8 protein-coding genes are annotated in these 9,605 nt (G+C 70.5%); 7 read left to right on the forward strand and 1 reads right to left on the reverse strand.

Going from position 1 to position 9,605, the window contains the following annotated elements; genetic code table 11:
- Window positions 1-132 precede the first annotated feature (132 nt).
- The 5 genes from VF522_RS08620 to VF522_RS08640 are packed head-to-tail and all read left to right on the forward strand — an operon-like array spanning window position 133 to window position 6,231.
- Window positions 133-1,107 (forward strand): tripartite tricarboxylate transporter substrate binding protein, encoded by a 975-nt coding sequence (locus VF522_RS08620; RefSeq protein WP_330907832.1) that lies wholly within the window; start codon window positions 133-135, stop codon window positions 1,105-1,107.
- Between the two features lie 10 nt (window positions 1,108-1,117).
- The gene (locus VF522_RS08625) at window positions 1,118-3,223 is read left to right on the forward strand and encodes an acetate--CoA ligase family protein (protein WP_330907833.1); all 2,106 of its coding nucleotides are present in this window, start codon (window positions 1,118-1,120) and stop codon (window positions 3,221-3,223) included.
- Complete coding sequence (locus tag VF522_RS08630) at window positions 3,216-3,995, forward strand: enoyl-CoA hydratase/isomerase family protein (RefSeq protein ID WP_330907834.1); 780 nt, start codon at window positions 3,216-3,218, stop codon at window positions 3,993-3,995. Before VF522_RS08625 ends, VF522_RS08630 begins: the two co-directional genes overlap by 8 nt.
- On the forward strand, window positions 3,992-5,422 hold the full coding sequence (locus tag VF522_RS08635) for an aldehyde dehydrogenase family protein (RefSeq protein WP_330907835.1): 1,431 nt from the start codon (window positions 3,992-3,994) through the stop codon (window positions 5,420-5,422). The genes VF522_RS08630 and VF522_RS08635 overlap by 4 nt, the downstream gene beginning before the upstream one ends.
- Window positions 5,419-6,231 carry an enoyl-CoA hydratase gene (locus VF522_RS08640; RefSeq protein ID WP_330907836.1) on the forward strand — a complete coding sequence of 271 codons (813 nt, stop codon included), beginning with the start codon at window positions 5,419-5,421 and terminating at the stop codon, window positions 6,229-6,231. Before VF522_RS08635 ends, VF522_RS08640 begins: the two co-directional genes overlap by 4 nt.
- 123 nt (window positions 6,232-6,354) lie before the next feature.
- Here VF522_RS08640 and VF522_RS08645 read toward each other — a convergent pair whose 3' ends face one another.
- Window positions 6,355-6,663 (reverse strand): DciA family protein, encoded by a 309-nt coding sequence (locus VF522_RS08645; protein ID WP_330907837.1) that lies wholly within the window; start codon window positions 6,661-6,663, stop codon window positions 6,355-6,357.
- Between the two features lie 36 nt (window positions 6,664-6,699).
- Here VF522_RS08645 and VF522_RS08650 point away from each other — a divergent pair, with 36 nt between their 5' ends.
- Entirely contained in the window at window positions 6,700-7,647 is a 948-nt protein-coding gene (locus VF522_RS08650; protein WP_330907838.1) for a M23 family metallopeptidase, read from the forward strand.
- 209 nt (window positions 7,648-7,856) lie between these two features.
- Window positions 7,857-9,605: preprotein translocase subunit SecA (gene secA / locus VF522_RS08655; RefSeq protein ID WP_330907839.1), on the forward strand; the 1,749-nt coding region annotated here is incomplete at its 3' end.

A 9,605-nucleotide genomic window follows, 5' to 3' on the forward strand; every position in this document is an offset into this window, starting at 1 on the left:
GCGACATGCACGAAGGAGTGCAGCTGCTTCAGGTTCATGGCTTCACTTTAATGCAAGCCTGAATTGATCCGGCCACTCTTTCTGGCAAGCCTCGCCGAACCTATCCTGCGCCTCACACCCAAGGAGACAAGCATGCGTTTCACCAGCCTGCTCGCGGCCGTCACCGCCGCCTTCACCCTCGTTCCCGTCGCCCAGGCGCAATCGCCGGCCTACCCGCGCGGACCCGTGACGCTGGTCGTGCCCTTTCCCGCCGGCGGCCCCACCGACGCGATGGCGCGCCAGCTCGCGCAGAAGCTGGGCGAGCGCCTCGGCCAGCAGGTCGTGGTCGACAACAAGGGCGGCGCCGGCGGCAGCATCGCGGCGGAAGCCGTCGCGAAGGCGCCCGCGGACGGCCAGACCCTGTTCTTCGGCACGACCGGCACGATGGCCATCAACCCGAGCCTGTACGCGAAGCTGCGCTACGACCCGGTGAAGGACTTCGCGCCCGTGAGCCTGATGGCCACCACCATGAACGTGCTGGTGGTCAACCCGGACGTGCCGGCGAAGAACCTGGGCGAGCTGATGGCGCTGGCGCGGGCCAAGCCGAACACCGTCGCCTACGGCTCGGCCGGCAACGGCAGCTCCAACCACCTCGCGGGCGAGTTGCTGCGTGCGAGCGCCGGCCTGCAGATCACCCACGTGCCCTACAAGGGCAGCGCTCCCGCGCTGGTGGACCTGCTGGGCGGACGCCTCACGATGATGTTCGACACCATCGCGCAGCAGACCGGGAACATCGGCGCGGGCAAGGTGCGCGCGCTCGCCGTCACCGGCCCCAAGCGTTCGCCGCTGCTGCCGGACGTGCCCACCGCGCAGGAAGCGGGCCTGAAGGACTTCGACGTGACGATCTGGTACGGCGTGCTGGCCCCGGCCGGCACCCCCGCGCCGGTGGTCGAGCGTCTCCATCGCGAGATCGCCGCGGTGATGTCCACCGACGACATGAAGAAGCGCATGCAGGCCGACGGTGCCGAGGCCCGGCCGACATCGCCCGCCGAATTCGCCGCGCTGATCAAGCGCGACATGGCCAAGTGGGGCCCGGTGGTCAAGGCTTCCGGCGCCACGCTCGACTGAGGACCTGCCCGTGACTCCCATCGATCCGCGCCTGGCCGCGATGTACCGGCCGCGCAGCGTCGCCGTGGTCGGCGCCACCGAGGACCGCAACCGCGTCGGCGGCCGCCCGCTGCACTACCTGCGCAGCTTCGGCTTCCAGGGGCCCGTGTACCCGATCAACCCCAAGCGCGACACGATCCAGGGCTACAAGGCCTATGCCTCGCTGGCCGACCTGCCAGAGGCGCCGGACGTCGCGGTGGTCGCGGTCGGCGGCGACCACGTGCCGGGCGTGCTGCGCCAATGCGCGGCGCGTGGCGTCCGCAGCGCGATCGTGATGAGCTCCGGCTTCGGCGAGACCGGCCCGGAAGGCGCCCGGCGCCAGGCGGAACTGGTGGCCGAGGCGCGTGCGCTGGGCGTGCGGCTGGCCGGCCCCAATGCCCAGGGCATCGCCAATTTCCAGAGCGGCGCCGTGCTGAACTTCAGCACGATGTTCATGGAAGTCGCGCCGCAGGACGGCCCGGTGGCCGTGATCAGCCAGAGCGGGGCGGCGAGCGTGATGCCCTACGCGCTGCTGCGCGAGCGCGGCATCGGCGTGCGCTACGTGGTGGCCAGCGGCAACGACGCCGACACCTCGGTCAGCGAGCTGGCGCTCGCTGCCGCGGCCGACCCGGACATCCGCGTGCTGCTGCTGTACATCGAGTCGCTCGCCGACCCCGCCGTGCTGGCGCAAGCGGCAAGCATCGCGCGCGCGCGCGGCGCCGCGGTCGTGGCCCTCAAGTCCGGCCGCAGCGCGCACGGGGCCAAGGCGGCCGCCTCGCATACCGGCGCGATGGTCAACGACGACGCACTGGTCGGCGCCTTCTTCGAACAACACGGCATCTGGCGGGCCGACGACGTCCACGGCCTGGTCAATGCGGTGGAGCTGTACCTCGCTTGCGGCCTGCGCGCCGCGCAGCGCCTGGTCGTGATGAGCCACAGCGGCGCGGTCGGCGTGGTCTGCGCCGATACCGCCGAGAAGTTCGGCATGCCGATGGCGGAGCTGGATGGCAGCACCCGAGGCGCGCTCGCGCGGATCATGCCGGGCTTCGCCACCGCGCAGAACCCGGTCGATCTCACGGCTTCGCTGCTCTCCGACGGCAGCATGTTCGGCCGCACGCTGGACGCGCTGGCCGCCGACCCGCAGGGCGACATGTTCCTGATCGGCGTACCGGTGGCGGGCGAAGGCTACGACGTGCCGGGCATGGCCGCGGACACGGCGCGCTTCCTGCAACGCACCGGCAAGCCCGTGGCCGTCTCGGCGCCGCAGGCTTCCGTGCGCAGCGCCTTCCGCGAAGCCGGCGTGCCGGTGTTCGGACACGAGACCGATGCACTGGCGGCCTTGCACCAGGTGTCGCGGCACGCGGTGCTGGCGGCGCGTTGCCAGGACGCTCCGTTGCCTGCGGCGCGCACCGCCGAAGCGGCGCCGGTGACGAAGACGCTCAGCGAGGCCGACAGCCTGTCGCTCCTGCGATCCGCCGGCGTCCCGGTCGTCCCGCATCGCCTTTGCCACAGCGCCCGCGAAGCCGCCGAGGCCTTCCGCGAGCTGGGGCCCGAGGTGGTCGTCAAGGCCTGCTCCGCCGCCATCCCGCACAAGTCGGAACACGGCCTGGTGTTCCTGAACCAGCGCAGCGAAGCGGACGTGCTGCGTTCCTACGAGGAATGCAGCGCCCGCGTGCGCGCTCTCGGCCAGCCGCTCGATGGCGTGCTGGTGGCGCAGCGCGTGCGCGGCCAGCGCGAGTTCGCGCTGGGCGTGAAGCAGGACCCGCTGTTCGGCACCGCCGTGATGGTCAGCGACGGCGGCAAGTACGTCGAGGCGCTGAAGGATTTTGCCGTGCTGCTGCATCCCTTCAGCGAGCAGGACGTGATGGACAAGCTTTCGAAGCTGCGTATCGCCCCGGTGCTGGCCGGCGTGCGCGGCGAACCGCCGGTGGACCTGGGCGTGGTGGCGCGCGCCGCCGTGGCGCTCGGCCGCTTCGCCGCGGAGCGCGCCGACCGCATCGCTTCCATCGACCTCAACCCGTTGATCGCCGCCGCAGCGGGCGAGGGCGGCTGGGCGGTGGACGCCGTGATCGAACAGAGCGAGCCCCGCCATGACTGAGACCGAAGCCGTCACCCTGGAGCTCGATGGCCGCATCGCCATCGTGCGCTTCAACCGCCCGGCGGCCATGAATGCGGTGGACGACTCCATCCGCCACGGCCTCGCGCGCGCGCTGAAGCAGCTCGATGCCGGCGACCACGCCGACGCGATCGTGCTCACCGGCAGCGGCGAGCGCGCGTTCTGCGCCGGCCAGGACCTGGAGGAGTCGTCCGCCATCGTCATCGCCAACCTGGCCGCGTGGCTGAACCGCCAGCATGCGATGTACCAGGCGGTGCGCGACGTGACGAAGCCGATCGTGGCGGCGCTCAACGGCACCGCCGTGGGCGCCGGCTTCCAGATGGCGCTGATGTGCGACCTGCGCGTCGCCCATCCCGGCATCCGCATGGGGCAACCCGAAGTGCGCGCCGGGCTCGCCAGCATCGTCGGCTCCTACCTGATGTCGCTGCAGATCGGCCATTCGCTGAACCAGCAGCTGTCGCTCACCGGAGAGCTGGTCTCCGGCGAGCGCGCCCACGCCCTCGGCCTGGTCAACGACCTGGTGCCGCCGGAGCAGGTGCTCGAACGCGCCCTGCAGCGCGCCCGCGAACTCGCGGCCCTGCCGCGCACCGCGATCCGCGTGACCAAGCAGCGCTTCCGCGAGCGCACCCAGGCGGGCTTCGAGGAAGCCTGCAACGCCGGCATCCGCTACCAGCTCGAGTGCTATGCGAGCGGCGAACCCGCACGCGTGATGGAGGAATTCCTGGCCCGCCGCCAGCGCAAGGACAAGCAATGAAGATCGACGATCAACTTTTCATCGATGGCGCCTGGCGCGCCGCCGGCGGGGCCGACCTGCCCGTGACCGACAGCTACACGGAGCAGGTCTTCGCAACGTACCGCGCGGCATCGCGCGGCGACGTCGAAGCCGCGGTGCGTGCCGCGCGCGCGGCCTTCGCGGGCTGGTCGGCCACGCCGCTGGCCGATCGCGTCGCCGCCGTGCGCCGCATCGCCGCCGGCTTGCGCGAGCGCGGCGACGCCATCGCCCGCGCGATCTCCCGCGAAGTCGGCATGCCGCTCAAGCTGTCGGCCCGCATCCAGGCCGGCGCGCCGATCGCGGCCTGGGACCTGTACGCCGACCTGGCCGGGAAGATGGAATGGGAGCAGCGCATCGGCCATTCGCTGGTGCAGCAGGCGGCCGTGGGCGTGGTCGCCTGCATCACGCCGTGGAACTACCCGCTGCACCAGGTCACCGGCAAGGTGGCGCCGGCGCTCCTCGCGGGGTGCACCGTGGTGCTCAAGCCGTCCGAGCTCGCGCCTTCCAGCGCCTTCCTGCTGGCCGAGGCGATCGAACAGGCCGGCTTGCCGCCCGGCGTATTCAACCTGGTGCACGGCGCGGGACCCGACATCGGCGGCGCGCTCGTGGCGCATCCCGAGGTGGACATGGTGTCCTTCACCGGCTCGACCCACGCCGGCCGGCACATCGCCACAATGGCGGCGCAGGACATCAAGCGCGTGGCGCTGGAGCTGGGCGGCAAATCCGCGGCCCTGGTGCTGCCCGGCGCGGACCTGAACCTCGCGGTGAAGGCGACGCTGGGGGGCTGCTTCCTCAATTCCGGCCAGACCTGTTCCGCGACCACGCGCCTGCTGGTGCCGCGCGACCAGGCGCGGCAGGCTGCGCACCTGGCCGCCGAATTGGCGCCCGCGTGGGCGATGGGCGATCCGGCCGATGCCGGCACCCGCCTGGGACCGCTGATTTCGGCCGCCCAGCGCGAGAAGGTGCGGGCGATGGTGCACGCGGCGCTTGCCGAGGGCGCGGAACTGATCACGCGCGACGCACCGCTGCCGCCGCATGGCTTCTTCTTCCCGCCCACGGTGCTGACCGAGGTCACGCCGCAAATGGCCATCGCGCGCGAGGAGGCGTTCGGCCCGGTGCTGGTGATCATCCCCTACGACAGCGTCGACCAGGCCGTGGCGATCGCCAACGGCACGGACTACGGCCTGGCCGCCACGGTGTGGGGCGCGACGCCCGCGTCCGCGCTGCCGGTGGCGCGCCGCCTGCGCGCGGGCCAGGTCGACGTCAACGGCGCACCGTTCAACCCGCAGGCACCCTTCGGCGGCTTCAAGCGCTCCGGCCTCGGCCGCGAGAACGGCCGCTTCGGCATCGAGGAGTTCCTCGAGCCGGTCTCCATCCAGCTTCCGCCCGCCCACTTCGAGACGCCATGAACGACCAGCAGATCCAGTCCACCCTGGACGGCGCCACCGCCGTCATCACCCTGTCCCGGCCCGAGCGCATGAACGCGCTGACCAAGGTGCTGGAAGCCGAACTGCGCGACGCCATCGAGCAGGCCGGCCGCAACCCCGAGGTCCGCGCGATCGTGCTCACCGGCGCCGGCCGCGCCTTCTGCGCCGGCATGGACATGGACGAACTCGAGGTGCTGCCGCCCGGGGACATCCAGGCCGAGCAGTGGATGCGGCCCTACGACATGAACCGCCGGGCCGACTACCAGACGCGCTACTCCTACTTCCCGGCCGCGCCCAAGCCGATCATCTGCGCCATCAACGGCGCCGCCGCGGGCCTGGGGCTGGTGATGGCGCTGTACAGCGACTTCCGCATTGCCTCGGAGAAGGCAGTGTTCGCCACCGCGTTTGCCAAGCGCGGCCTGATCGCCGAACACGGCATCGCCTGGATGCTGCCGCGCATCGTCGGCCATGCCCACGCCACCGACCTGCTGCTCACCTCGCGCAAGATCGACGCGGCCGAAGCCCTGGCCATGGGCCTGGTGAACCGCGTGGTCGCGGCCGACCGGCTGCTGCCCGAGGCGCTGGCGCTCGCGCGCACGCTCGCCGGCGAGGTGTCGCCGCGCTCGGTGCGCGTGATGAAGCGGCAGCTCTGGGAAGCGCCGTACCAGGGGCTGGGCGAAGCGGTGGCGCTGGCCAACGCCGAAATGTTCACCAGCCTGCAGAGCGAGGACTTCCGGGAAGGCGTCGCCCATTTCCAGGAAAAGCGTCCCGCGCGATTCACCGGCAGGTGACGTCCCGGCCCCCGGACCTGGCTTCGCACCCGTCGGCCCGAGCGGACGGCCGGTGAACTTCCCCGCACCGGCGGCGAACGCGCGACGGCCGGTGTCAACCGCCGGGACAGGCGGGCCCCGCCGTTACCTCTGGAGGCTTCCCACCCTCAGCCGTATCGCGCTAACCTCGTATCCACGACTGATGAGCTTTTGCTGCAGGAGTGGCAACAACTGCCGCAGCTTGGCTGCCGCCGCGCTGGTTTCCACCAGCAGGCACCAGGTGGTCCCCTCGATGGGACCCGGTCGGACGGCAGCCCGCAAGGGCGCAGGGATCGCGGAGGCGATCGCCTGGAGCCTCTCGCCCGATTCCCGCGCCAGCTGCGCGAGCCGGGCGAGCATCGGCGCCTCTTCCGCGGCCTGTTGCAGGCTGACGGGATGGTGGCGGCGGGTCATGCGGACGAGGGAAGAACGGACGAGGGGGAAAGAAGAATGCAGTTCATTATCACGGATGCCTGGCTGGCTCGCAGCCGCGCGATCCACCTGAGCGGCGGCCGGTTGGTGGCCGCGCTGTGCGCGACGTCGGTGCTGCTGATGCTCGTTGCCGCGCTGATGTACCACTGGGTGTTCCTGAAAGGGGCGCGCGATCGCTGGCCCGTGGTCGGCACGCTGGTGCGCTTCGTGGTGCAGGACGAATTCGAGCAGCGTGACCGCTTCATGCGCGAGAACCTCGACGCCATGGCGCGGCGCCTGGGCGAGATGCAGGCCCGCATGATGCAGCTCGAAGCCCTGGGCGAGCGCGTCTCCGGCCTGGCCGGCGTGAACCCGAACGAACTGAAGATGCACGGCACCGGCCGCGGCGGCGCCCTGGTGCAGGGCCGGCCGCTGTCGATCGAGGAACTGCAGGCCACCCTCGACGACCTGGAGCAGCTGACCGGCGAGCGCACCGACCTGCTCACGGTCATGGAGTCGCGCCTGATCGACGCGCGCCTGAAGAAGGCGATGGTGCCCACGCAGAACCCGGTGGCCGGCGCTCCCGTGGGCTCGCGCTTCGGCTGGCGCATCGATCCGTTCAACGGCCGCCAGGCGCTGCACACCGGCCTGGACTTCCAGGCCAACGCGGGCACGCCGATCCTGGCGGCCGCCGGCGGCGTGGTGGTCACCTCCGAGGCCCATCCCGAATACGGCAACATGGTGGAGGTCGACCACGGCAACGGCCTGATCACCCGCTATGCGCACGGCTCCCGCCTGATCGTGAAGAAGGGCGACCTGGTCAAGCGCGGGCAGCAGCTCGCCCTGGTGGGCAGCACCGGCCGCTCCACCGGCCCGCACCTGCACTTCGAAGTGCTGGTGCAGGGGGTGCAGCAGGACCCGTACAAATTCCTCAATGCCAGCAGCCAGGCGGTGGCGCAGATCGCGGAGAAAGCCCGCTCCCGCTGAACCCGCCGGCCCGTTCCCGCGAAGCCCCGCCCCGGCGGGGCTTTGTCCTTCAGCCCCCGCCGCCCCTGCACAGGTAAAATCCCCGGCTTTGGCCGCCCTGGCGAACGTCTTGGAAAAGGCGCGTGGCGGCTCCACCTCATCCTTCTGAACAACAAAAGGACTGCGCCGTCCGGCCTCCGCTCGCGGGTGCCGTGACCCGACCCGCGCCCATGGCCACGACGAACTTCCTGACAAAAATCTTCGGCTCCCGCAACGACCGCCTGCTCAAGCAGTACCGGCGCACCGTGGAGCAGATCAACGGCCTCGAGAACCAGCTCGAGACGCTGTCGGACGACCAGCTGCGCGCCAAGACGCAGGAGTTCCGCGAGCGCGTCGAAAAGGGCGAGTCCCTCGACGACCTGCTGCCCGAAGCCTTCGCCGTCGTGCGCGAGGCCTCCCGGCGCGTCATGAAGATGCGCCACTTCGACGTTCAGCTGATGGGCGGCATGGCGCTGCACCAGGGCAAGATCGCCGAAATGCGCACGGGCGAGGGCAAGACGCTCACCGCCACGCTGCCGGTGTACCTCAATGCCCTCTCCGGCAAGGGCGTGCACGTGGTGACGGTCAACGACTACCTGGCCAACCGCGACGCCAAGTGGATGGGCAAGCTGTACAACTTCCTCGGCCTGTCGGTGGGCGTGAACCTGCCGCAGATGTCGCGCGAGGAGAAGCAGGCGGCCTACGGCTCGGACATCACCTACGGCACCAACAACGAGTTCGGCTTCGACTACCTGCGCGACAACATGGTGTACGAGACGGGCGACCGCGTGCAGCGGCACCTGAACTACGCCATCGTCGACGAAGTGGACTCGATCCTGATCGACGAGGCCCGCACGCCGCTGATCATCAGCGGCCAGGCCGAGGACCACACCGACCTGTACCTGGCGATCCGCCGCGTCGTGCCGCTGCTGACCAAGCAGGAAGGCGAGGCCGACCCGCGCACCGGCGAGGGCGTCACCAAGCCCGGCGACTTCACCGTCGACGAGAAGACGCACCAGGTGTTCCTCACCGAGCAGGGCCACGAGAACGCCGAGCGCATCCTGGCCGAGCTGGGCCTGATCCCCGAGGGCGCGACGCTGTACGACCCGGCGAACATCGCGCTGATGCACCACCTGAACGCGGCGCTGCGCGCGCAGCACCTGTACCACCGCGACCAGCACTACGTGGCACAGGAAGGCGAGATCATCATCGTCGACGAGTTCACCGGCCGCCTGATGCAGGGCCGCCGCTGGAGCGACGGGCTGCACCAGGCCGTGGAAGCCAAGGAAGGCGTGCAGATCCAGCCCGAGAACCAGACGCTCGCCTCGATCACCTTCCAGAACTACTTCCGCCTGTACGGCAAGCTGTCCGGCATGACCGGCACCGCCGATACCGAGGCGTACGAGTTCCAGGAGATCTACGGCCTGGAGACCGTGGTGATCCCGCCGAACCGCCAGAGCCGGCGCGAGGACCAGCTCGATCGCGTCTACAAGACCACGCGCGAGAAGTACGAGGCGGCCATCCAGGACATCCGCGAGTGCCACGAACGTGGCCAGCCGGTGCTGGTGGGCACCACCTCGATCGAGAACTCCGAAGTGATCAGCCAGCTGCTCACCAAGGTGGGCCTGCCGCACCAGGTGCTCAATGCCAAGCAGCACGCCCGCGAGGCCGAGATCGTGGCCCAGGCCGGCCGGCCCAAGATGATCACCATCGCCACCAACATGGCGGGCCGCGGCACCGACATCGTGCTGGGCGGCAACGTGGAGAAGGCGATCGAGGCCGTCGAGGCCGATCCGGCGCTGGACGATGCGGCCAGGCAGGAGCGCATCGCCCAGCTGCGCGCGCAATGGCAGAAGGACCACGAGTTCGTGGTCGCGCAGGGCGGGCTGCGCATCGTGGCCACCGAGCGGCACGAATCGCGCCGCATCGACAACCAGCTG

It is taken from the genome of Ramlibacter sp. (assembly GCF_036383835.1).
Lineage (GTDB): Bacteria > Pseudomonadota > Gammaproteobacteria > Burkholderiales > Burkholderiaceae_C > Ramlibacter.

Coding starts and splice junctions, on each gene's coding strand:
- VF522_RS08645 (WP_330907837.1), bottom strand. CDS start 6,663: ATGACCCGCCGCCACCATCCCGTCAGCCTGCAACAGGCCGCGGAAGAG.
- VF522_RS08650 (WP_330907838.1), top strand. CDS start 6,700: ATGCAGTTCATTATCACGGATGCCTGGCTGGCTCGCAGCCGCGCGATC.
- VF522_RS08635 (WP_330907835.1), top strand. CDS start 3,992: ATGAAGATCGACGATCAACTTTTCATCGATGGCGCCTGGCGCGCCGCC.
- VF522_RS08620 (WP_330907832.1), top strand. CDS start 133: ATGCGTTTCACCAGCCTGCTCGCGGCCGTCACCGCCGCCTTCACCCTC.
- VF522_RS08640 (WP_330907836.1), top strand. CDS start 5,419: ATGAACGACCAGCAGATCCAGTCCACCCTGGACGGCGCCACCGCCGTC.
- VF522_RS08630 (WP_330907834.1), top strand. CDS start 3,216: ATGACTGAGACCGAAGCCGTCACCCTGGAGCTCGATGGCCGCATCGCC.